This is a genomic window from Streptomyces sp. NBC_01341 (genome assembly GCF_035946055.1).
Classification (GTDB): domain Bacteria; phylum Actinomycetota; class Actinomycetes; order Streptomycetales; family Streptomycetaceae; genus Streptomyces.
Genome location: NZ_CP108364.1, coordinates 5,743,083 through 5,765,229 on the forward strand (window position 1 = coordinate 5,743,083; position 22,147 = coordinate 5,765,229).

22 protein-coding genes and 1 riboswitch are annotated in these 22,147 nt (G+C 73.5%); of the genes, 12 read left to right on the top strand and 10 right to left on the bottom strand.

The genetic code is table 11. The features are described from left to right. Positions 1–136: 136 nt before the first annotated feature. Positions 137–1,261, top strand: a complete 1,125-nt coding sequence (locus OG206_RS25235; RefSeq protein WP_327119896.1) for an SCO1860 family LAETG-anchored protein — start codon at positions 137–139, stop codon at positions 1,259–1,261. Between the two features lie 68 nt (positions 1,262–1,329). Here the strand turns inward: OG206_RS25235 and cobC are convergent, their stop codons facing one another. Beyond that, positions 1,330–2,841 carry an Rv2231c family pyridoxal phosphate-dependent protein CobC gene (gene cobC / locus OG206_RS25240; protein ID WP_327119898.1) on the bottom strand — a complete coding sequence of 504 codons (1,512 nt, stop codon included), beginning with the start codon at positions 2,839–2,841 and terminating at the stop codon, positions 1,330–1,332. An 80-nt stretch (positions 2,842–2,921) separates the two neighbouring features. Between cobC and OG206_RS25245 the strand changes: the two genes are divergently transcribed. Next, positions 2,922–3,644, top strand: coding sequence for a ZIP family metal transporter (locus tag OG206_RS25245; protein WP_327119900.1), 723 nt, complete (start codon positions 2,922–2,924; stop codon positions 3,642–3,644). Positions 3,645–3,694: 50 nt separating this feature from the next. On the opposite strand, the gene OG206_RS25250 is transcribed toward OG206_RS25245, so the two are convergent. The 7 genes from OG206_RS25250 to OG206_RS25280 all read right to left on the bottom strand — a co-directional run bounded on the left by OG206_RS25250 (position 3,695) and on the right by OG206_RS25280 (position 12,094). Continuing rightward, complete coding sequence (locus OG206_RS25250) at positions 3,695–5,041, bottom strand: cobyrinate a,c-diamide synthase (protein ID WP_327119902.1); 1,347 nt, start codon at positions 5,039–5,041, stop codon at positions 3,695–3,697. Then, complete coding sequence (gene cobO / locus OG206_RS25255) at positions 5,035–5,643, bottom strand: cob(I)yrinic acid a,c-diamide adenosyltransferase (RefSeq protein ID WP_030638901.1); 609 nt, start codon at positions 5,641–5,643, stop codon at positions 5,035–5,037. Before cobO ends, OG206_RS25250 begins: the two co-directional genes overlap by 7 nt. Next, on the bottom strand, positions 5,643–7,652 hold the full coding sequence (locus OG206_RS25260) for a putative cobaltochelatase (protein WP_327119907.1): 2,010 nt from the start codon (positions 7,650–7,652) through the stop codon (positions 5,643–5,645). The genes cobO and OG206_RS25260 overlap by 1 nt, the downstream gene beginning before the upstream one ends. Continuing rightward, positions 7,649–9,259 carry a cobyric acid synthase gene (locus OG206_RS25265; RefSeq protein WP_327119909.1) on the bottom strand — a complete coding sequence of 537 codons (1,611 nt, stop codon included), beginning with the start codon at positions 9,257–9,259 and terminating at the stop codon, positions 7,649–7,651. The genes OG206_RS25260 and OG206_RS25265 overlap by 4 nt, the downstream gene beginning before the upstream one ends. Next, positions 9,256–10,200: a cobalamin biosynthesis protein gene (locus OG206_RS25270; RefSeq protein ID WP_327119911.1), complete on the bottom strand. Its 945-nt coding sequence runs from the start codon at positions 10,198–10,200 to the stop codon at positions 9,256–9,258. Before OG206_RS25270 ends, OG206_RS25265 begins: the two co-directional genes overlap by 4 nt. Positions 10,201–10,329: 129 nt before the next feature. Further along, positions 10,330–10,456: riboswitch (cobalamin riboswitch) on the bottom strand. Positions 10,457–10,606: 150 nt separating this feature from the next. Beyond that, positions 10,607–10,831 (bottom strand): hypothetical protein, encoded by a 225-nt coding sequence (locus OG206_RS25275; protein ID WP_327119913.1) that lies wholly within the window; start codon positions 10,829–10,831, stop codon positions 10,607–10,609. Positions 10,832–10,843: 12 nt separating this feature from the next. After that, complete coding sequence (locus OG206_RS25280; protein WP_327119915.1) at positions 10,844–12,094, bottom strand: inorganic phosphate transporter; 1,251 nt, start codon at positions 12,092–12,094, stop codon at positions 10,844–10,846. Positions 12,095–12,351: 257 nt separating this feature from the next. Between OG206_RS25280 and OG206_RS25285 the strand changes: the two genes are divergently transcribed. The 3 genes from OG206_RS25285 (at position 12,352) to OG206_RS25295 (ending at position 15,697) form a co-directional block, all read left to right on the top strand. Next, positions 12,352–13,011 carry a class II aldolase/adducin family protein gene (locus tag OG206_RS25285; RefSeq protein WP_327119917.1) on the top strand — a complete coding sequence of 220 codons (660 nt, stop codon included), beginning with the start codon at positions 12,352–12,354 and terminating at the stop codon, positions 13,009–13,011. A gap of 68 nt (positions 13,012–13,079) precedes the next feature. Further along, complete coding sequence (locus OG206_RS25290) at positions 13,080–14,213, top strand: alpha/beta hydrolase (protein WP_327119919.1); 1,134 nt, start codon at positions 13,080–13,082, stop codon at positions 14,211–14,213. A gap of 185 nt (positions 14,214–14,398) precedes the next feature. Continuing rightward, entirely contained in the window at positions 14,399–15,697 is a 1,299-nt protein-coding gene (locus OG206_RS25295; RefSeq protein ID WP_327122398.1) for a hypothetical protein, read from the top strand. 28 nt (positions 15,698–15,725) lie between these two features. On the opposite strand, the gene OG206_RS25300 is transcribed toward OG206_RS25295, so the two are convergent. After that, the gene (locus tag OG206_RS25300; RefSeq protein ID WP_327119921.1) at positions 15,726–16,136 is read right to left on the bottom strand and encodes a VOC family protein; all 411 of its coding nucleotides are present in this window, start codon (positions 16,134–16,136) and stop codon (positions 15,726–15,728) included. A 293-nt stretch (positions 16,137–16,429) separates the two neighbouring features. Here OG206_RS25300 and OG206_RS25305 point away from each other — a divergent pair, with 293 nt between their 5' ends. The 3 genes from OG206_RS25305 to OG206_RS25315 all read left to right on the top strand — a co-directional run bounded on the left by OG206_RS25305 (position 16,430) and on the right by OG206_RS25315 (position 19,551). Next, positions 16,430–18,028 carry an ABC-F family ATP-binding cassette domain-containing protein gene (locus OG206_RS25305; RefSeq protein WP_327119923.1) on the top strand — a complete coding sequence of 533 codons (1,599 nt, stop codon included), beginning with the start codon at positions 16,430–16,432 and terminating at the stop codon, positions 18,026–18,028. A gap of 358 nt (positions 18,029–18,386) precedes the next feature. Then, positions 18,387–18,608 carry a helix-turn-helix domain-containing protein gene (locus tag OG206_RS25310; RefSeq protein WP_006123601.1) on the top strand — a complete coding sequence of 74 codons (222 nt, stop codon included), beginning with the start codon at positions 18,387–18,389 and terminating at the stop codon, positions 18,606–18,608. Positions 18,609–18,759: 151 nt separating this feature from the next. Further along, positions 18,760–19,551, top strand: a complete 792-nt coding sequence (locus tag OG206_RS25315) for an enoyl-CoA hydratase/isomerase family protein (protein WP_327119925.1) — start codon at positions 18,760–18,762, stop codon at positions 19,549–19,551. Positions 19,552–19,600: 49 nt separating this feature from the next. Here OG206_RS25315 and OG206_RS25320 read toward each other — a convergent pair whose 3' ends face one another. After that, on the bottom strand, positions 19,601–20,299 hold the full coding sequence (locus tag OG206_RS25320; RefSeq protein ID WP_327119927.1) for a hypothetical protein: 699 nt from the start codon (positions 20,297–20,299) through the stop codon (positions 19,601–19,603). Between the two features lie 95 nt (positions 20,300–20,394). On the opposite strand from OG206_RS25320, the gene OG206_RS25325 reads away from it, so the two are divergent. The 4 genes from OG206_RS25325 to OG206_RS25340 are packed head-to-tail and all read left to right on the top strand — an operon-like array spanning position 20,395 to position 22,141. Continuing rightward, positions 20,395–20,886, top strand: a complete 492-nt coding sequence (locus OG206_RS25325; protein WP_327119929.1) for an Asp23/Gls24 family envelope stress response protein — start codon at positions 20,395–20,397, stop codon at positions 20,884–20,886. A 30-nt stretch (positions 20,887–20,916) separates the two neighbouring features. After that, positions 20,917–21,108: a hypothetical protein gene (locus OG206_RS25330; RefSeq protein ID WP_327119931.1), complete on the top strand. Its 192-nt coding sequence runs from the start codon at positions 20,917–20,919 to the stop codon at positions 21,106–21,108. Next, a complete protein-coding gene (locus tag OG206_RS25335; RefSeq protein ID WP_327119933.1) occupies positions 21,105–21,458 on the top strand; it encodes a hypothetical protein in 354 nt (117 codons plus the stop codon). The genes OG206_RS25330 and OG206_RS25335 overlap by 4 nt, the downstream gene beginning before the upstream one ends. Then, a complete protein-coding gene (locus tag OG206_RS25340) occupies positions 21,455–22,141 on the top strand; it encodes a DUF6286 domain-containing protein (protein WP_327119935.1) in 687 nt (228 codons plus the stop codon). Before OG206_RS25335 ends, OG206_RS25340 begins: the two co-directional genes overlap by 4 nt. Positions 22,142–22,147: the final 6 nt, after the last annotated feature.

The window sequence follows — 22,147 nt, forward strand, 5'->3', positions numbered from 1 at the left end:
GGGTGAACTGGCGTTAGGTGTCCGCCAGTTCACTCTCCGTGCGTAAAGATTCACGGAGTCGAGGCCACCGGTGCCCGCGATGTCCCCCATTGGACGGCGCCGGCGGCTCCATGTCTCATGTGGGGGTTCCACCATCTTGAACAGCAACACCTTCCGCCTGGCCGCCCTGGCCGTCGCCGCGGCTCCCGTCGCCCTGCTTGTCGCCGTCCCCGCGCAGGCAGCCACCGCGACCGCCCCGGCCACACCGGGAGGCGGCCACGGAAAGGCGAGCGCGGTCGTGCTGCGCGCCGGGCTGGACGTCTCGCTCGTGAACAAGTCGGTCCAGGTGCCGCTCCGGACCAGCCTCAACGAGGTGCACGCGCCGGCGAGCGCCGAGAGGACGGTGCTCAGCGTGGAGCTCGACGGCGCCGAGAAGGGCCGCCCCATCCACCTGCTGAAGGCGGACGTGGCCACGGCGGACGCCACGGTGGACGCGCGCAGGGCCCAGGGGTACGCGAACATCGCCAAAGCCCGGGTCCACCTGCCGGGACTGCCGCTGCTGTCACTGATCGAGGTCGAGAAGGTCACGTCGAAGGCGACCTGCCAGGTGGGCAGGAAGCCGGTCGCGGAGTCCAACGTCCTCGGGCGCGTCTCGGTGCTCGGCAAGAGGATCCGGCTGACCTCCGGCGGCACCACGGAGGTCGAGGTGCCGGGGGTCGGCGAGGTGACGCTCGGCCTGTCGAAGACCGGCACCACCTCGCGGACGGCGGCCGCGACCGCGCTGAGCCTTCGGGTGTCGGTGAACCCGCTGAAGCTGAACGTCGCCGAGGTCGAGGGGGAGATCACGCTCGCCGAGGCGACGTGCGAGACGCCGAGGGGCGGCGGGTCGCACAACGGGGGCCAGCACAACGGCGGTTCCGGCAACGGTGGGTCCGAGGACGGAGGGTCGGAGAACGGGGGACCGGACGACGGGGACACCGGTGGTTCGACGAGCGGTCCGACGGGCGGTTCGACCAGCGGCTCCACAGGCGGCGACGGCGGCTCGGGCGACACGGGGGGCTCCGGTGACACAGGTACGGAAGGGAGCGGCACGGGCGGCAAGGAGGAGCCGGTCGACGTGAAGCCGCAGACCGGCGCCGACCCGGTCCGGGCCGCCGGCACCGGCGACCTCGCCGAGACCGGCTCCAGTTCCTCGACGCCGTACATCGCGGGCGGCGCCGCCGTCCTGCTGGCGGTCGGGGCCGGTGCCACCGTAATCGCCCGCAGGCGCGCCCAGGGCTGACCGGTCCACCGGGCGGGGAGAGCGGTGTCCGCGCGGCGGAACACCGCTCTCCCCACCGGGGACGGTCCTCAGCCCGCGGCTCTTCGCGGCAGGCCCTGCAAGGCCAGGTCGAGGGCCTGCAGGAACCGGTTGGTCGTCACGCGGTCGCGCACGGCGAGCCGCAGCCACTCGCTCCCCAGCCCCGGGAACGTGTCCCCGCGCCGCGCCGCGAAGCCCCGCGAGCGCAGCAGCTCACGCACCTCGTCCGCGCGCTCCAGCCGCAGCAGCACGAACGGCCCCGCGGCCGGCTCCACGACCGTCACCTCGCTGAACTCCGCGAGCCCGGCCAGCAGATGTGCCCGGTCCACCGTGATCCGGTCCGCCGCGTCCGCCGCCTCGACCAGTGCGCGCGGATCCATGCAGGCCTCGGCGGCCGCCAGAGCCGGCGAGGACACCGGCCACAGCGGCTGAGCCTCCTGCAGCAGGGCGGTCGTCGCGGGATCCGCCAGCACGTAGCCGATCCGCAGGCCCGCCAGGCCCCACGTCTTGGTCAGGCTCCGCAGCACCACGAGGCCGGGGATGTCCTGACGCCCGCACAGAGCCTCCCGCTCACCCGGGACGACATCCATGAACGCCTCGTCGACCACCAGCGTCCGCCCGGGCCGCGCCAGTTCCTCGAGCACCGCGGCGGGATGGAGCACGGAGGTCGGGTTCGTCGGATTGCCGACCACCACCAGGTCCGCGTCCTCGGGCACGGCCGCCGGATCGAGCCGGAACCCGTCCTCAGGGCGCAGCAGCACCCGCCCCACCTCGTGACCCGCCGCGCGCAGGGCGGCCTCGGGCTCGGTGAACTGCGGATGCACCACGACCGGCCGGCGGGCCGGCAGGGCCCGCGCGATCAGCACGAACGCCTCGGCGGCACCCGCCGTGAGCAGGACCCGCTCCTCGGGCAGACCGTGGCGTGCGGCCACCGCCGCACGTGCCTGCCGCCCGTCCGGATAGGCGGCCAGGGAACCGAGCGACGCGGTGATGCGCTCGCGCAGCCAGTCCGGGGGTGTGCCGGTCCGTACGTTCACGGCCAGATCGGTCAGATTCAGACCGCGTATCTCCGCGTCACCGTGGTGCCTCAGATCGGGCCCGGTGTTCTCGACGTGCTTCGTGGGGGGGAGCATGGCAGCCATGGTGGACGGCCGGGCGCCATTCGTCGATGCCCGGGTTCCGGACATCGGGTTCCGGCGCGCCACCGCACAGGTCACCGACGCCGACTTCCGCTTGGGGACGAGCAGTTCACCGGCGGTCATCAGAGCGGCGGCCTCGGCGACCGACCCGGTGGCCACGGCGGCACGCGGTACGGCCGAGGGGTTGGGCACCGCGACCGCGGCCAGCTCCTGGGCCGTGTACGACCGCAGCGGTACACCCAGCCGCGCCGCCGCGCCGACGACGCCCGCATCGGCCGCCCTCGTGTCCAGCGTCGCCAGCTCGACCACGTCCTCGGCCGCGAGACCGGCCACCTCCAGCGTCCCGCGGATCAGCTCGACCACCTCCTCGGCAGGGGCGCCCCGGCGGGCGCCGACACCCACGACGAGCGCGTACCGGGTCATCGGAGTGCGTCCTTCCTGGGGGACACGAGTGAGGGGAACCTGAGGTGCGGAGAGCGGGGTCGATCCGCTAGCAAGGGCCCATGGCGGTATTCGTCGCGCTCGGCGCGTTCCTGATGACCCTGGCGGGCGGCTGGGTCGCGCAGCGCGTCAGCGACCGCCGGCACCTCGTGCTCGGATTCGCCGGCGGGCTGATGCTGGGGGTGGTGGGACTCGATCTGCTGCCCGAGGCGATCGAGGCCGCGGGCGAGCACGTCTTCGGGGTCCCCGCCGCGCTCCTGCTCTTCGTGGGCGGGTTTCTGACGGCCCATGTCGTCGAGCGGTCCCTGGCCGTACGCCAGGCGGCACACGGGGCGAGCGAGGAACGGGTACCGCAGGTCGGTCTCACGGCGGCGGCCGCGCTGGTGGGCCACAGCCTGATGGACGGTGTCGCGCTCGGCGCCGCCTTCCAGATCGGCGGCGGGATCGGGGCGGCCGTCGCGCTCGCCGTCATCACCCACGACTTCGCCGACGGCTTCAACACGTACACCATCACCAGCCTCTACGGGAACGCCCGCCGCAAGGCGCTCCTGATGCTGCTCGCGGACGCGCTGGCCCCGATCGTGGGCGCCGCGACCACCCTGCTGTTCACCCTTCCGGCGGAACTCCTCGGCTGCTATCTCGGCTTCTTCGGCGGAGTGCTCCTCTACCTCGCGGCGGCCGAGATCCTCCCCGAGGCCCACCACGACCACCCGGCCCGCTCCACGCTGCTCTGCACCGTCGCGGGAGTGGGCTTCATCTGGCTGGTGGTCGGCATCGCGGAGTGACCCGGCCTCCGTCGCCTCCCACGCCGCTCCGCGACGGCGACCCACGGGACTCACCCCCCGCACCGCTCCACGAAACGCAGGGCGACACCGGGCTCGGCCGCCCAGTGCGTGTGCAGGTAGCTCGCGTGCACACCGCCCCGCACGAAGCCCTCGACGCGCCGCTCCGGCTGGAGCAGCCCCCAGGCCGGGGTCTCCCCGGACCCGGGCTCCAGCACCGTCCGGTGGAACTCGTGGCCCCGCATCCGGGTCCCCGCCGCCGCCAGCACGCTGTCGGACACCGCGACCGCCTGCCGGTAGCCGAGCGTCAGCCTCTCGGACATCCGGGCCGAGGCGTCCAGCACCCCGCACATCGGGCGCCCGTCGAGTTCGCGGGCGAGATAGAGCAGGCCCGCGCACTCGGCCGCCACGGGGGCACCGGACGCGGCGAGTGCGGTGACCGCCCGCCGCAGCGGCTCGTTGGCCGACAGTTCCGGCGCGTACACCTCGGGAAAACCGCCCCCGATGACCAGCCCCGCCGTTCCCGCGGGCAGCTTCTCGTCGTGCAGCGGATCGAAGACGACGACCTCGGCGCCGGCCGCCCCGAGCAGTTCGGCGTGTTCCGCGTAGGCGAACGTGAACGCCGCCCCGCCCGCGACCGCCACCACAGGCCGGGCGGGCGGCACCGGATGCCGCTCGGGCTCCCACGCCTCGCCGGGCAGGGCGGGCGCCGTACGGGCCAGCGCCATCAGGGCGTCCAGGTCGCAGCCCTCGCGCACCCGGTCGCCCATCGCCCGTACCGCGTCGAGGGCGTCCGCCCGGCGCTCGGCCACCGGGACGAGCCCCAGGTGGCGCGACGGCGTCGCGACCTGCGGCGCCCGCCGCAGCACCCCGAGCACCGGCAGCCCGGACTCGTCGAGCGCCTCGCGCAACAGTGCCTCGTGACGGTCGGAGGCCACCTTGTTGAGGATCACCCCGCCGATCCGCACCTCCGGGTCCCAGGAGGCGAAACCGTGGACGAGCGCGGCGACCGAACGTGACTGCGAGGACGCGTCGACCACCAGAACCACGGGCGCCCTGAGCAGTTTGGAGACCTGCGCGGTCGAGGCGAGTTCGCCCTGCCCGGACGCCCCGTCGTACAGCCCCATCACCCCTTCGACCACGGCCAGGTCGCAGCCGCCCGCCCCGCGCGTGAACAGCGGGCCGATCAGATCCGGCCCGCACATGTAGGCGTCGAGGTTGCGCCCCGGGCGGCCGGTCGCCAGCGCGTGGTAACCCGGATCGATGTAGTCGGGCCCCACCTTGTGCGGGGACACGGCGAGACCGCGCTCCGCGAAGGCGGCCATCAGACCCGTGGCGACCGTGGTCTTGCCGCTGCCCGAGGAGGGCGCGGCGACGACCAGACGGGGGACGCTCACCACTCGATGCCTCGCTGGCCCTTCTGGCCCGCGTCCATCGGGTGCTTGACCTTCGACATGTCGGTCACCAGGTCGGCGGCCTCGACCAGCTTCTGCGGGGCGTTCCGTCCGGTGATCACCACGTGCTGCGTCCCCGGGCGGTCACGCATCACCTCGACGACCTCGTCGGTGTCGATCCAGCCCCAGTGCATCGGGTAGGCGAACTCGTCGAGCACGTACAGCTTGTACGTCTCGGCCGCCAGGTCACGCTTGACCTGCTCCCACCCCTCGCGGGCCTTCTCCTCGTTGTCGGAGTTGTCGCCGTGCAGGCCGCGCTGGACCCACGACCAGCCCTCGCCCATCTTGTGCCAGTCGACGCTGCCGCCCTCGCCGCTCGCCCCCAGCACCTTCAGCGCGTTCTCCTCGCCGACCTTCCACTTCGCCGACTTCACGAACTGGAACACCCCGATCGGCCAGCCCTGGTTCCAGGCCCGCAGTGCCAGCCCGAAGGCCGCGGTCGACTTCCCCTTGCCGACGCCCGTGTGGACGAACAGCAGCGGACGGTTGCGCCGCTGCCGTGTCGTCAGGCCGTCGTCCGGTACCGATACCGGCTGTCCCTGTGGCACTACGCGGCCCTCCCGGCAGCAGTGATGTCCTTGACCAGCCCGGCGATCGAGTCGGCCCGCAGCTCGTCGAGCGTGACCGCGCTGCCTCCCAGATCCCGGGCGAGCTGTGCGGCGAGACCGAGGCGCACGAACCCCGACTCGCAGTCCACGACGACCGACGCGGTGCCCTCGGAGGCGTGCAGCCGTCCGGCCCGCGCAGCCAGCGCCAGCGGGTCGACTCCGCCGGTCGCCCGGCCGTCCGTCACCACGACGAGCAGCGGCCGCCGCGACGGGTCGCGCAGCCGCTCCACCCGCAGCACGTCGTGCGCCTTCAGCAGACCGGCCGCCAGCGGGGTGCGCCCGCCGGTCGGCAGCGACTCCAGCCGCGCGGCCGCCGCGTCCACCGACGAGGTCGGCGGCAGCGCCACCTCGGCGTCCTTGCCACGGAAGGTGACCAGGCCGACCTTGTCCCGGCGCTGGTAGGCGTCCAGCAGCAGTGACATCACCGCGCCCTTCACGGCGCCCATCCGCTGCCGGGCCGCCATCGACCCGGAGGCGTCCACGACGAAGAGCACGAGATTGCCCTCCCGGCCCTCCCGCGTCGCCTGCCGCAGATCGTCCCGCCGTACGACCAGACCCCGGCCCGACCGCCCCCGCGCCCGCTGGTGCGGGGCCGCCGCCTGCACGGTGGCGGCCAGGTGCAGCTTCGTCAGCGCCCCCTCGGGCCGCCGCGACCCGGTGGTCCGCCCGTGCTCGGTGCGCGCCCGGGAGCGCCGCCCGGCCGCGCCCTCGCCGAGCCCGGGAACGCTCAGCATCTTCGTGCGGAACGGCTCGCCCGACCGCACCGCCCGCTGCTCCTCGGCACCGCCGACGGGTGCGGGCGCGTCGCCGCTCCCCGCCTCCTCGCCGCCCGGCGCGTCGGAGCCGTCGGCACCGCCGCCTTCGGGGCCGCCGCCCTGCGGAGGCACACCGCCGCCGGGACCGTCGGGGTCCGGTTCGTCGTCGCTCCCGCCCCGGTCGTCCTTCGCGTCTTCGAGCGCGTCGTCCAGCTTGTCCTCGTCCAGCCCCGGCGCGTCGAACGGATTGCGCCGCCGCCGGTGGGGGAGCGCCAGCAGAGCCGCCTGACGCACGTCGTCCGCCACGACGTCCTCGCGGCCGGCCCACGCGGCGAGCGCGGTCGCGGTACGGGCCATGACGATGTCGGCCCGCATCCCGTCCACCTCGAACGCCGCGCACGTCGCCGCGATCTGACGCAGCGCGCCGTCCCCGAGCACCACCCGGGGGAGCAGGGCGCGAGCGGCGGCGATCCGCTCCCGCAGAGCGGTCTCCTCGTCGGCCCACCGCTCGGCGAAGCCCGCCGGGTCGTCGTCGTACGCGAGCCGGCGGCGCACGACCTCGACGCGCACGTCGGTCTCGCGTGACGCGGCCACCTCGACGGTGAGCCCGAAGCGGTCCAGCAACTGCGGCCGGAGCTCGCCCTCCTCGGGGTTCATCGTCCCGACCAGCAGGAAGCGCGCCGCGTGCCGCACGGACACACCCTCGCGCTCGACGTACGAGGCACCCATGGCCGCCGCGTCGAGCAGCAGGTCCACCAGGTGGTCGTGGAGGAGGTTGACCTCGTCCACGTACAGGATCCCGCGGTGCGCGTCGGCGAGCAGGCCCGGCTCGAAGGCCTTCACGCCCTCGGACAGCGCCCGTTCGATGTCGAGCGCCCCGACGAGGCGGTCCTCCGACGCGCCGACCGGCAGCTCCACGGTCCGCGCCGCACGCGACACACCGGTCTCCGCCTCGTGCGGGCCGTCGGGACACGCCGGATCGGGCGCCCCCGGGTCGCACGAGAAACGGCACCCGGCGACCACCGGGACCTCGGGCATGAGCGCGGCGAGCGCACGCACGGCGGTCGACTTCGCGGTGCCCTTCTCGCCTCTGACGAGCACCCCGCCCACGGCGGGACTGACGGCGTTGAGCAGGAGCCCGAGCCGTAGATCGTCCTGCCCGACGATGGCGGTGAAGGGGTACGGCGTACTCACAGGGCCTCCTCGGTCGCGTGTACTTCGGTCCCGGCGTCCGGCACGGCCGGGGCGCCCTCGGGGGCGTACGGCCCCGTCGCCGGGGGACGGGCGGGAGCCGGCGCGGGCGCGCCCGGCGGCACGAAGGGCAGCCCGGCCGGCGCCCCCTTCTCGATCAGCCGCCACAGGGCGTCCGTGTCCGCGTGCTCCTCGATCAGATCCCCCAGCCGGTCGAGCTGTTCCTCCCGCAGCGCCGCGAAACTCGTGTCCGGGGCCGCGGTGAACCGCCGCCCGGCCGCCCGGGCGACCTCACCCAGGAACGCGCGTCTGAAGGCGTCGCTCTCCAGCGATCCGTGCCAGTGCGTCCCCCACACCGAGCCCACCCGGCACCCGTCCAGGAAGGGCTCGCCGCCGCGCACGTCGGCGACCCCGTGATGGATCTCGTACCCCTCCACGGGCTCGCCCAGCGCCGACCCCACCGGCCGGCCCAGCACCTTCTCCCGGCCGAAGCGGACCCGCACCGGCAGCAGTCCGAGCCCGTCCACCACACCGGCCCGCGACTCCACGTCGTCCTCGATGCGCTCGCCCAGCACCTGGAACCCGCCGCAGATCCCCAGCACGGGCCGCCCCTCGGCCGCCCGCCGCAGCAACGCCTGCGCCAGTCCGCGCTCCCGCAGCCACGCCAGCGCCTTCACGGTGCCCCGCGTGCCGGGCACGATCACGAGGTCCGCGTCGGCGAGCTCCTCCGCGCGGTCCACGAACCGCACGACCACACCGGGCTCGGCCGCCAGCGCGTCCACATCGGTGAAGTTCGACATCAGGGGTACGGCACACACGGCGACCCGCAGCACGTCCTCGCCGTGGGGCGGCGCCACGACCGACTCGCGCACGGTGCCGCGCATCGAGACCCGCAGGCCGTCCTCCTCGTCGATGCCCAGCCCGTGGGCGTACGGCAGCACGCCGAAGGTCCGCCGCCCCGTCAGCCCGTGCAGCATGTCGAGGCCCGGCTCCAGCAGCGACACGTCACCGCGGAACTTGTTCACGAGGTACCCGGCGACCAGCGACTGGTCCTCGGCGCTCAGGAGCGCCGTCGTGCCGAAGAACGAGGCGAACACACCGCCCCGGTCGATGTCGCCGACCACCAGCACGGGGAAGTCCGCGGCCCGCGCGATGCCCATGTTGACGATGTCCGTGCGCCGCAGGTTGATCTCGGCGGGACTGCCCGCCCCCTCGCAGATCACGGCGTCGTACGAGCCCCGCAGCTGCTCCAGGCAGTCCACGACCGTGCCCAGCAGCGCTTCCTGACGCCCCCCGTGGTAGCCGCGGGCGCTCATCTCGCCGACCGGCCTGCCCATCAGGACGACCTGGCTGGAACGGTCGCTGCCCGGCTTCAGCAGCACCGGGTTCATCAGGGCCGACGGCTCCACCCGGGCGGCCTGCGCCTGCATCGCCTGGGCGCGGCCGATCTCCGCACCCTCCCGGGTGACGAAGGAGTTCAGCGACATGTTCTGCGCCTTGAACGGCGCGACCTTCACCCCCCGGCGCACCAGCCAACGGCAGATCCCGGCCGTGACGACGCTCTTGCCCGCGTCCGAGGTGGTTCCGGCCACCAGCAGTCCGCCGCTCATCTGCCCCTCCGTCCCCTGGCCAGCCGCCCCGCCGCGCACACGCCGAGGGCCAGCACACTCACCCGGCGCGACAGCCGCACCGCGCGTTCGATGTCGGCGACCCGCACGTCACGGCCCGCCTCCCCGTTGAGCACGGGCCGGTGCTCGACCCGTCCGCCGTAGGCGAGGGTCCCGCCCAGACGTACGCCCAGGGCCCCCGCGAACGCGGCCTCCACCGGGCCGGCGTTGGGGCTCGGGTGCTGGCCGGCATCCGAGCGCCAGGCCCGGACGGCCTCGCGCGGGCGGCCCCCGGCGGCCACCGCGAGCGCGGCGGTGAGCCGGGCCCCGGGCCAGCCCGCGAGGTCGTCGAGCCGGGCCGACGCCCAGCCGTAGCGCCGGTAGCGGGGCGACTTGTGCCCCACCATGGCGTCGAGGGTGTTCACCGCGCGGAAGCCGATCAGCCCGGGAACCCCGCCGAAGGCGCCCCACACCAGGGCCCCCACGACGGCGTCGGAGGTGTTCTCGGCGACGGACTCGACGACCGCCCTGGCGATCTGCGGCCCGTCGAGCGCCTGCGGGTCGCGGCCGCACAGGTGCGGCAGGCGCTCCCGGGCCAGTTCGACGTCCCCGGCTTCCAGGGCTCCGCCGATGGCGCGGGCCTCGCGGCCCAGCGACGTACCCCCGACGACGGACCAGGTGGCGGCGGCGGTCAGTGCCACAGCGGCGGCGGGACGGTTCCGTACGGCGCGGGCCGCCAGCGCGGCGGCGGCCGTGGCACCGCCCGCGCAGACGAGCGTGTGCAGGGCCCCCCAGCCCCGGTGGTCGCGCCACAGCCGGGTCTCGGCGCCGGCGGCGGCCCGCCCGAAGGCTGCGACGGGATGGCCGCGCCGGGGGTCACCGAGCAGCAGGTCGCCGATCAGCCCGGCGGCGGCGCCGTACGCGAAGATGCGGTCGGCTCGCACGGATCAGAGGTCCGTCGCGCCTCGTAGCGGCGTCGTCACGGGTGGTGGGGGCGCAGACGCACGGCGGCCGGGCATGGCAGATGTCCTCACTCAGGGTCCGCGCCCTGGTTCGACGTGACCGGCGACGAGAGTCTCCTGGCTTCCGGATCCGCGGGCCTCCGGCCTTCCAGCCCGCGGTGGCGGGCCGTGACTTCCGTGTGGAGGACTGCTCCCCGGTGACAGTGGCGGGACCGCGCCGGATTCGCACCGGCTTCCTCTCCTGTCGCCGTAAATGGCTCCGGCAGTCCACCACGCCCTGTGAAGGCCCGTCAACCTGCCGTTGACCTGCGAGGCTTCAGTGTGGCCGGACGCACACCGGGCCGGACACACGCAGGGTGTGTCCGGCCCGGTGGGGTGCCCGAGGAGGTCAGGCGACGATCAGGTAGATCCCGTACGCGACAGCCGCCGCGCACAGGGCGAAGCAGGCGTACGCACCGGTGCGCGCCAGGGCGTGGGAACCGCCGCCGGCCTGAGCCGTCGTGGTCCGCTTGGCCAGACCGGTGATGCCGAGGGTGAAGAGCCCGACCAGCGCGACGGTGATCACGAGGCTGACACCGAAGACGGAAGCGAGGGCCGCCCAGTCGATTTTCATGCGGTTCTGTCCTTACACCGTGGCCGGCCGGGCCGGTTCGGCCTGGGTGTCCGGGGCGGGGATGGTGGTCTTGAGCTCCGGGACGACCGCGCCGACGGGCGGCGGGCTGACGGCCGCGATGGCGGTCGTGACGACGCCGGGGGGTTCCTCGGCGGTCACGTTGACGTTGGTGTGGTCGACCGGCTTGCGGCGCGACAGCATCCAGATCGCTCCGGAGCCGGCGACGAGCAGGACGGCCACCACGGCGACACCCCACGGGCCCTGCTTGGTCAGGAACTCGGCGCCGGCGCCGACCAGCCCGGCGGCCGGCAGCGTCAGGCCCCAGGCGACGAACATCCGGGTGGCGGTGGACCAGCGGACCACGCCCCCCTTGCGTCCGAGACCCGCGCCCATGACCGCACCGGAGACGGACTGCGTGGTGGAGAGGGAGAAGCCGAGGTGCGAGGAGGCCAGGATGACCGTGGCCGCACTGGTCTGGGCGGCGAAGCCCTGCGGCGGCCGGAGGTCGGTCAGGCCGCTGCCCATGGTGCGGATGATGCGCCAGCCGCCGAGGTAGGTGCCGAGGGCGATGGCGATGCCGGCGGCGGCGATGACCCAGACCGGCGGGTTCGAGCCGGGGGAGAGGACGCCACCGGTGACCAGGGCCAGGGTGATGATGCCCATGGTCTTCTGTGCGTCGTTGGTGCCGTGGGCGAGCGAGACGAGACCGGCGGAGGCGATCTGCCCGGCGCGGTAGCCCTTGGCGGTCGACTTCAGCTGCGCCTCGTCGGTGACCTTCCGGTTGAGGCGGTACGTCAGCCTGGTCGCCAGCAGCGCGGCGATGCCCGCCACGAGCGGTGCGGCGACCGCGGGCAGCAGGACCTTCGTCACGACTGTGCCGCCGTTGATCGAGGACCAGCCGGCCGACATCACCGCGGCGCCGATGAGACCGCCGAAGAGTGCGTGGGAGGAGCTCGAGGGCAGGCCGACCAGCCAGGTCAGCAGATTCCACAGGATGGCGCCGACGAGCGCGGCGAAGATGACCTCGGTTCTGAGGCCGTCCTCGCTGACGATCCCGCCGGAGATCGTCTTGGCGACCTCCACCGAGAGGAACGCGCCGACGAGGTTGAGAACGGCGGACATGGCCACCGCTGTCTTGGGCTTGAGGGCGCCGGTCGAGATGGTCGTGGCCATCGCGTTGGCGGTGTCGTGGAAACCGTTCGTGAAATCGAACACGAGAGCTGTCACGATCACAATCGCGAGCAGCAGCGTGATGTGTTCCATTTACCCAGGCAATCGTTCGACGTCATTGGCACGTGGAACGTAAGCAACCTTGGTGAACGGAAGGTGAACTGGGCAGGGCGGCACGGTGACCCCAAACGTGCGTGGGGGTTCCGCTTGTGTGCGGACGGGGTGGGCCGGACGGCCGTGGCCGGTGCGGCGCATGGCCTCCGGACGGCCCGGACGGTCCCGTAACACCCGATTTGCCCCGTTGGGGAGACATCGGTCACGCGCACCGTCAGGGGTCCTAGGATCTGCGCATGAACGACGGCCATCAGGACGCGATCGGACAGGCATGGGAGGGCGTCGTCACGACGGCGCGCAGGACGGCGGCCGAAGGGCTCGTCGTCGGCACCTCGGGCAACGTGTCGGCCCGGGTCGGCGACATCGTCCTGGTCACCCCCACCGGGGTGCCCTACGACCGGCTGGCACCGGGGGACGCGGTCGGCGTCGACCTCGAAGGACGCCAGGTCCTGGGGGACCTCGTCCCGACCAGCGAACTCCCCCTGCACCTCGCCGTGTACCGCGAGACCTCCGCGGCCGCCGTCGTCCACACCCACGCCGTGCACGCGACCGCCGTCTCCACGCTCGTCACCGAGGTGCCCCTCGTCCACTACGCCGCGGCCATGCTCGGCGGCCCGGTCCGCACGGCCCCCTACGCCCGCTACGGCACGCCGGAACTGGCCGGCCACATGCTGGACGCCCTGCGCGACCGTACGGGCTGCCTGCTGCGCAACCACGGAACCGTGACGTACGGGGACACCCTGGACCAGGCCTACGACCGCACCGCCCAGCTCGAATGGATGTGCAGGCTCTGGCTCGCCGCGAGCTCCGTGCCCGGCCTGCGCCCGAGCCTGCTCACCCCCGCCCAGCTGGACGACGTGCGCACCGCCCTGGAGGGCTACGGCCAGCCGGGCTGACCCCGGACCGCGCACCGTACGGACGCCGTCCACTGGCAGCACGCCGCGCTGGCCGGGACACTGAAGCCGTGCGCCCGGCAACAGCAGCGGCAGCGGCCGCCACCACGATCCTCGGAGTCGGCGCGGCAGCGGTCGCCGCCGGCCGGTACGCGAGCGACACCGCCCTCGGGGCCACGTCGCAGCCGCGTCCGTTCCCCGCCGACCGCCGTATGACCGTGCACGCCACGGCGGCCGGGCAGGTGACACTGACCCGGTCCTTCGCGGCGCTGCGTCCCGGTGTCTACGGCCTGACCGCACGCGACGTCCACGCGGTCGTGGGCCCGGTCGTCGCCCAGTCGGCCGACGGCTCGGCGGACACCGTCGTACGGCGGCTCGAGCGCGTGAACCTCGGCAGCCTGAAACCGGGCGCCCGGGTCCGCCTCACCCCGGAGATCCACGTAGGCGATCCGCTCGCCGCCCTCGGTCTCGCCTACAAGGAGGTCGAGGTCCCCGGAGAGCTCGGCGCACTGCCGGCCTGGTTCGTCCCCGGCGCCCGCGACACCTGGGTCATCACGGTCCACGGCCTCGGCACCACGAGGGAGCACCCGCTGAACGTGCTGGGCTACCTCCACGCCCAGCAGCTCCCCGTCCTCGACCTCGCCTACCGGGGCGACCCCGGAGCCCCGCGCTCACCCGACGGCCTCGCGCACCTCGGCGAATCCGAGTGGCGCGACCTCGACGCGGCCATCCGCTACGCCGTGCGCTACGGGGCCGAGAGCGTCATCCTGCACGGCTGGTCCTCGGGCGCCTCGATGGCCCTGCACGCGGCCGTCAACTCCGCCCTGCGCGACCGGATCCGCGGCCTCGTGCTCGACTCCCCGGTGCTGGACTGGCGGACCACCCTGCGCGCTCTCGCGACCGCCCGGGGCGTCCCGGCCGCGCTGCTGCCGCTCGCCGTCCGCGCGGCCCAGGGCCAGACCGGGCTCCGCGGGGCCCCGCTGCTGGACACCTCGGTCCCCTCCGCCCTGCACTGCCCCACCCTCGTCGTCCATGGCCCCGACGACACTCTCGCTCCCTGGCGGCCGTCGCAGGAGCTCGCCGCACGCCGCCCCGACCTGGTGACCCTGCACTCCGTACCGCAGGCTCCGCATGCGGCGATGTGGAACGCGGACCCGGCCGGATACGAGGAGGCACTCAGGCGCTTCCTCACGCCCCTGATGTGAGCTGATGGGCCGGAACGGCCCGGTTGGTGACCCCGCCGGAACGCCCGCCGAACCCCGGTCGTGCGGCTTCCGTTTGGGCTTTCGGCCCGTCAGAGGCAAGACTGCTCCCCGTGACGTCCCGTACCCCGCGCGACTCCAGGCTGCGACTTGTCCGCCCCCGACCCCAGGCGACCGCCCGTAAGGCAGTGACGACCCGGCGCACCAGGCCGGCCCCCCGCCCACCCGAGGGCACACCGCCCCCGGCGGAGCTGGCGCGGCAGGCCCGGGCCGTGCTCGCCGACGCCGTACGGATCGCCCTGTGGGCGGCCGACGGCGCGAGCCCCGGAGTCGCTCCGCTCGCCGAAGGCGCCCTCGAACGGGCCTCGGCCGCGCTGGAGCTCTCCCCGGACCACGTGCGGGCCGGATGGGACCGTGCGAGGCTCGCCGGGCTCATCGAGCTCCACGGCGACACCGCACGCCCCGGCTGGCGGCTGCGCGCGTGGGACCGTGACGACTCCGCCGTGCTCCGGGGCTGGGTCGCGCTCTTCGACGCCTGGTCGCTCGTCCACGCCTCCCCGGACGGCATCGAGGCCACCGCCGTGGCGGAGGCCGTCGAGGCCGTGCCCCAGGTGCTCTCGCTCCTCCAGCTCTCGGCCGGCCCCGTCACGGTGCCCGCGCTCCTCGACCTCCTGGGCCAGCGCGTCGCCGAACTCCACGACGAACGCTGCGAGGTGCCGTCCGGCCCGCCGGAGCAGCCCGCTCCCACCGACGGGAGCCCGACCGAGCTGAACGCGCTGCTGCTCGACTGGGCCCTGGAAGGGCTCGCCTCCGTCGGCGCCCTCACCCTCGGAGCCGGGCACGCCACCCTGACCCCCCTGGGCAACTGGGCGGTCTGGGTCAAGCTGGAACAGATCTGCGTCGCCGCCCAGAGCCCGGCCGGCAACATCGAGCAGTCCGCCGCCGACATGCTGCTCGGCTGCGCGCGCCTCACCCCCGGACCGGCCCGGGCCGAATACAGGGCCTGGCTGGCCGCCCGGACGGTCGGCAGCGCGGTCACCGAACTCCTGGCCGTCGCCCGGGGCGAGGACGCCCTGCTGCGCGGCCTCGCCTTCGAGGCGCTGCGCGTCGTCGGAGCCCCCGCCGAGCCCGTCGTGCGCTCCGTCGTCACCGAGGCGCCGCTGCGTCCCTACGCGCTGCTGTGGCTCGCCGAGTACGAGGGCCGCGACCCCGACGACGCCCAGGACGTCCTGAGCCGGGAGGAGGCCACCTGGCTCTGGGTCGACACCGCCGCCGCCGTGGCCGACCACGGCGAGACGGGGCTGCTCGTCCGCCACCTCGACTCCGCCGTCCAGGGCACGGTCCCGGCGCTGCTGGACGAGGTGCGGGCCGTGGGACACCCGCGCACCGTCCAGGTGCTGGTCGCCCTCGCGGCCGCCCATCCGGACCCCGCCCTCGCCAAGGCCGTACGCCGCGCGGCGTTCCAGGTGCACACCGGCGGGGCGTGACGGCGGTGGAGCCGGGTCCCGGGGGCGGTCAGCCGGCCGGCCCCGGGGCGTAGGTGCCGAAACTCCAGACGTTGCCCTCCGGATCCCGGGCCATGTAGTCCCGCGAGCCGTAGTCCTGGTCGGTGGGCGGCATCAGGATCTCCACGCCGTGCTCCACCGCCCGCGCGTGGTGCTCGTCCACCTCGTCCAGCACGACGTAGACCCCTGCGGGGCCGGCGTCGGCCATCGCCGAGGCGAAGACGCCCTCCCGCCCCTTGGAGCCGAGCATCACCCTGCCGTTGCCGCACGCGAGCTCGGCGTGGACCACGCTGCCGTCCTCGCCCTCGTACACCGCCTCCGCCGTGAATCCCAGGGCCTTGGTGAGCACCTCGATCGCGGCCTTCGCGTCGTCGTAGAGAATCGTCGGATAGACCGTGGGGACGCCGTCCGTGCGTGCCATGGCGCTCGCCCTCCTCCTGCTCGCCCGTGCCGTTCCGGTGTGATCCGTGTCTCAGTCTTCCATCCGGGACCGGCGAACGGCCATCGGCGGGCGGCCACGTCAGCCGAAGGTGTCGCACCGGCCCGGGTTCGCGCGCGGGACGCACGCCTGCCGTGAGGGGCCAGGAGCATGCGGAGGAGCAGGCCGGCACCGCCAGTAGACTGAGTCCCATGGCAATTCTCCTTGTGCATTAGACGGCGTCGAGTCGTGAGCCCGCTGTCCCTCCGCCGTCCATACCGCCCTGGAGTATTTCCGTGATCACCGCCTCCGGCGTCGAGCTGCGTGCCGGCGCCCGCATCCTCATCGAGTCCGCCTCCTTCCGTATCGCCAAGGGCGACCGCATCGGTCTCGTCGGGCGCAACGGCGCCGGCAAGACCACCCTGACCAAATGCCTGGCGGGGGAGGGGACTCCGGCCGGCGGCACCATCACGAGGGGTGGCGAGGTCGGCTACCTCCCCCAGGACCCCCGCACCGGCGACCTCGAGGTGCTGGCCCGCGACCGTATCCTCTCGGCCCGCGGGCTCGACGAGATCCTGCGCAAGATGCGGGAGAACGAGGAGCGGATGGCGAACGGCAAGGGCGCCACCCGCGAGAAGGCCATGAAGCGGTACGAGCGCCTGGAGACGGAGTTCCTCACCAAGGGCGGATACGCCGCCGAGGCCGAGGCCGCCACGATCGCCGCCGCGCTCAGCCTGCCCGACCGGGTGCTCGGCCAGCCCCTGCACACCCTGTCCGGTGGTCAGCGCCGCCGTGTCGAGCTCGCCCGCATCCTCTTCTCGGACGCCGACACCCTGCTCCTCGACGAGCCCACCAACCACCTGGACGCGGACTCGATCGTCTGGCTGCGCGACTACCTCAAGACCTACCGCGGTGGCTTCATCGTGATCTCCCACGACGTCGAGCTCGTCGAGACGGTGGTCAACAAGGTGTTCTACCTGGACGCCAACCGCGCCCAGATCGACATCTACAACATGGGCTGGAAGCTCTACCAGCAGCAGCGCGAGGCCGACGAGAAGCGCCGTAAGCGCGAGCGTCAGAACGCCGAGAAGAAGGCCGCGACCCTCAACGCCCAGGCCGACAAGATGCGGGCGAAGGCGACCAAGACCGTCGCCGCCCAGAACATGGCCAAGCGTGCCGACCGGCTGCTCTCCGGCCTGGACGCCGTACGGGTCTCGGACAAGGTCGCCAAGCTGCGCTTCCCGGACCCCTCTCCCTGCGGGAAGACCCCGCTGATGGCGGAGGGTCTGTCCAAGTCCTACGGGTCGCTCGAGATCTTCACCGATGTGGACCTCGCCATCGACAAGGGCTCGCGGGTCGTCATCCTCGGCCTCAACGGTGCGGGGAAGACCACGCTGCTCCGGCTTCTCGGCGGCGCCGAGAAGCCCGACACAGGCGAGATCATCCAGGGGCACGGCCTCAAGCTCGGCTACTACGCGCAGGAGCACGAGACCCTCGACCCGGAGCGCACCGTCCTGGAGAACATGCGCTCCGCGGCGCCCGACCTCGACCTCGTCGCGGTCCGCAAGACGCTCGGTTCGTTCCTGTTCTCGGGGGACGACGTGGACAAGCCCGCCGGCGTGCTCTCCGGCGGCGAGAAGACCCGGCTCGCCCTGGCGACGCTGGTCGTGTCGTCCGCCAACGTGCTGCTGCTCGACGAGCCCACGAACAACCTCGACCCGGCCAGCCGCGAGGAGATCCTCGGGGCCCTGCGCACCTACAAGGGCGCCGTCGTCCTCGTCACCCACGACGAGGGTGCCGTCGAGGCGCTCCAGCCGGAGCGGATCATCCTGCTGCCCGACGGGGTCGAGGACCTCTGGGGTGCCGACTACCGGGACCTAGTCGCCCTCGCCTGACCGCTCCGAAGTCCTCCGGATCCCCCTCGGCGCCCGGTGATCCAACGCGTCTCGATCATTCGGCCCATCGGTGATCCATCATCTGGGTGAGCGCGTCTCGTACCCCGGCGCGGCGCCCGGCAGATAGCTGCCGGGCGCACCGATTTTCGGCCATTCACCCCGTACGGCCCTGACCTGCTCGTTTCTCCGATCCCCGGTTGCGGCGGGCCGTGAACCCCTCTGGAATGTCGAAATCCGCTTGTGGTCGCCCGCTCCCGGACGCGTGATCCCGCGCACGGACCTTGCCGAATGGGTGGCCAGGAAGCCCGGGAGGGGTGATCATGAGAAGTCCAGAGCGCACTTCCTTGAGGAGGCACGGGTGGCCGAGACTCTGAAGAAGGGCAGCCGGGTTACCGGCGCCGCGCGTGACAAGCTCGCGGCAGACCTGAAGAAGAAGTACGACTCCGGTGCGAGCATCAGGGCGCTGGCCGAGGAAACCGGCCGCTCCTACGGGTTCGTCCACCGGATGCTCAGCGAGTCCGGAGTGACGCTGCGGGGACGCGGCGGCGCGACGCGGGGCAAGAAGGCCGCTTCGGCCTGACGGCCGCCGGCGGTCAGGGGCGGGCACGCGCCCGGCCCTGAGCTCCACCGGAACATCGGGTGGCCACCCGGCCGACCACCAGGTCGTCCGGGTGGCTACTGTTCAGTTACTTGCCAGTAAGTGCTGACTGCACCCGATCCGGAGGCCCTCCATGACCTCGCTCGACTCTGTGTTCGACAAGGACGGCGTACGGCTCACCGTCGATGACGCGGTTGCCACCGTGACACTCACCAACCCGGCCAAGCGCAACGCTCAGTCTCCCGCTCTGTGGCGGGCGTTGGCAGAGGCCGGACGAGTGCTCCCCGGCAGCGTGCGGGTCGTGGTGCTCCGGGGCGAGGGCAAGTCCTTCTCCGCGGGCCTCGACCGGCAGGCGTTCACGCCCGAAGGCTTCGACGGTGAGCCGTCCTTCCTCGACATGGCGCGAGGCCCGGAGGCAGAACTCGACGCGACCATCGCCGAGTACCAGGAGGCGTTCACCTGGTGGCGCCGCAACGACATCGTGTCGATCGCGGCCGTACAGGGACACTCCATCGGTGCGGGCTTCCAGCTCGCCCTGGCCTGTGATCTGCGGATCGTCGCCGAGGACGTGCAGTTCGCCATGCGCGAGACCAGCCTGGGACTCGTCCCCGACCTCACGGGTTCGCACCCCCTCGTGCACCTCGTGGGATACGCGCGCGCGCTCGAGATCTGCGCGACGGGCCGCTTCGTCCACGCCGACGAGGCCGAGCGCATCGGCCTCGCCAACTACGTGGCCCCCGCCGACCAGCTCGAAGCCGCCGCGAACGACCTCGCCGCGGCGCTGCTCGCAGCGCCGCGCGACGCGGTCGTCGAGACCAAGGCGCTGCTGAGCGGCGCCGTCACGCGGACCTACGAGGAGCAGCGCGTCGCCGAACGCGCGGCCCAGGGCCGCCGGCTGCGCGACCTCGCCGGCCTCTCGGACTGAATCAACGGCGTGCCCCGGCCCGGGCGGACTGTCTTGGGCCGGGGCAGGCTCACTTCTCCTCCACGACCGCGGTGACCAGCACGGACACGGTCGGGTCGCCCTCCACGGCTGCGGCGACCGCCCCGCGCACCACACGAGCCACGTCCAGCGCCCGGTGCTCACCCGCCGTCGCCAGCTCCACGCGGACGTGCCCTGCGCCGGTCTGCACCGGGGGACCCAGGACCCGCGTCAGTGAGACGACCCCGGGGACCCCGGCCGCGGCCGTCCCGGCGGCCCCGTCCGCTTCCGCCGCCTGCAGATCGACGGCGGGCACGGCCGACGGTCCCGGCTCCTCCTCCAGCAGAGCCGTCACGCGCAGGTCCACCTTGTCGACGACGAGCCCGAGGCGCCGGGCGGCAGCAGCCAGCAGCGCCTCGCGCAACATGTCCGCGGTGGCGGTGAGCGGTCGTCCGGCCGTGGCGGAGAATCCGGCCTCGATGCGCAGCGGGCCGTGCGGCAGGGCGCCGGGCGGACCGGGCACCGGGGACGGACCTGGCGGGGCCTCCGCGTCGGCGGAGTCGATTCTCAGCACCCCCAGCACTGCTCCTGAACCGGACGACGCGTCCCGGAGCACGGCCGCCGCCGCGCGCTCGGCGATCCACGAGCCGTCGGCGGGCTCGCCCAGAGGGAGCAACCGGCCCAGGCCGAGCCGCTGGCGTACCGCGGCGGTCCATCCTTCGGCCCTTCGGGGGCTGTCAGCCGTTGTCATTGCTCCACCCTGCCCCATCCACGGCGCGGGACGGAGTAAGCGCACTTACTGTGGGCCACAGAAGTTCACCCCCTGTCCCGAAGGGAAGAGCGGCGATGACCGAAACCCCACAGCGCAACCGGCCCGACAGCCCCGGCAGTACGTCCGGCGGGGACGAGGGAGGGCAGAGCCAGTTCGCCAAGCGCGGCGGAGGGGCCCCCGCCACCCGGGGCCGCACCACGATCGCGGACGGTGTGGTCGAGAAGATCGCCGGTCTGGCGGCACGCGACGTGGTCGGCGTCCACGCGATGGGCAGCGGTCTCTCCCGGACGTTCGGAGCCATGCGAGACCGTGTCCCCGGCGGCGGCAAGTCGGTCACCCGCGGCGTGAAGGCCGAGGTCGGGGAGTCGCAGACCGCGCTCGACCTCGAGATCGTCGTCGACTACGGCGTGTCGATCAGCGACGTGGCCCGCGAGGTGCGGGAGAACGTCATCGCGGCGGTCGAGCGCATGACCGGCCTGGAGGTCGTCGAGGTCAACATCGCCGTCAGCGACGTCAAGCTGCCGGACGAGGAGGACGAGGACGAGTCCGAGCCACGACTCCAGTAGACCTCCCGCGCGGCAGTTGAGGAGCACACGATGAGCATGGCTGTGGCCGGCCTCCTGGCCGGCATGGCTCTCGGATTCGCCGGGTACTTCGGCGGGTTCGGGGCCTTTCTGCTGGTGGCCGCCCTCGGGGCGATCGGCTTCGTCGCCGGTCGGTTCGCGGACGGTGACCTGGAACCCGGCGACTTCTTCCGGAGTCGCGATCGCGGCGACCGGCGACGGTGACGGCGGTGACGGGCCGGGTCGCCGCGGCGGAGCGGGGGGAGACCCGGGTCGCCGACAGGGTCGTCGCGAAGATCGCCGCGCAGGCGGCGAAGGAGGCCGTCGACGTGCGGGCAACGGGCGCCGCCGCGCCGCGCGCCACCGTCACGGTGCACCGCGACACCGCCCGGGTACGCGTGAGCCTCGACCTCGGTTACCCCTGCGACATCGGCCGTCAGTGCGGCGCGGTGCGTCGCCGGGTGGCCGAGCGGGTAAGAGCACTGGCGGGAATGGAGGTGCCCGAAGTGGCGGTGCAGGTCGAGCGGCTGCATCTGCCGGGAGCGGGCATCGCACAGGAGGGGAGCACCCGGTGAGCGAGCCTCACGACCCGGAGAACCGCACGCAGCGCCTGCCCACGGTCGAGCCGGAGGGTGACGGCGGCGTACTCGCCATGGAACAGTCCGCGTCCGGTTCGTCCTACGAACCCGCCGCCGCACCCGACCGGTCCGGCGGCCGGGCCGGCCGCTTCTGGGCCCAGCGCCGTGTCCCCGCCGTCCTGGTCGCGGTGGTCGTCCTCGGGGGCGCCGGAATCCTGCTGTACGACATCGTGGCGGTACGGGCCGGCCGCCCGGCCATGCAGTGGCGGCGCACGGTCGCCGACGACCTGGCGAGCCGTCACCTCGACGACGTGTGGGTGCTGGCGGGTTCAGCCGTCGCGGCCGCGCTGGGGCTCTGGCTGCTCCTCCTGGCCCTCACGCCCGGTCTCCGCGCGCTGCTGCCGATGCGCCGGGATCACGCCGGTGTCCGGGCCGGTCTCGACCGGAAGGCCGCCGCCATGGCGCTGCGCGACCGGGCCGCGGAAGTGGCGGGTGTCCAGTCCGTGCGGGTGAAGATGAAGCGCCGCAAGGCGACCGTGCGGGCTCTGTCGCACTTCCGCGAGCTCGACGACATCAGGGCCGACCTGGACACCGTCCTGGGCCGGGCCGTCCGTGACCTCGGCCTGGCCCGGCAGCCCGGTCTGTCCGTCCGTGTCCGCCGACCGGCGAAGAAGGGGTGAAAGCGC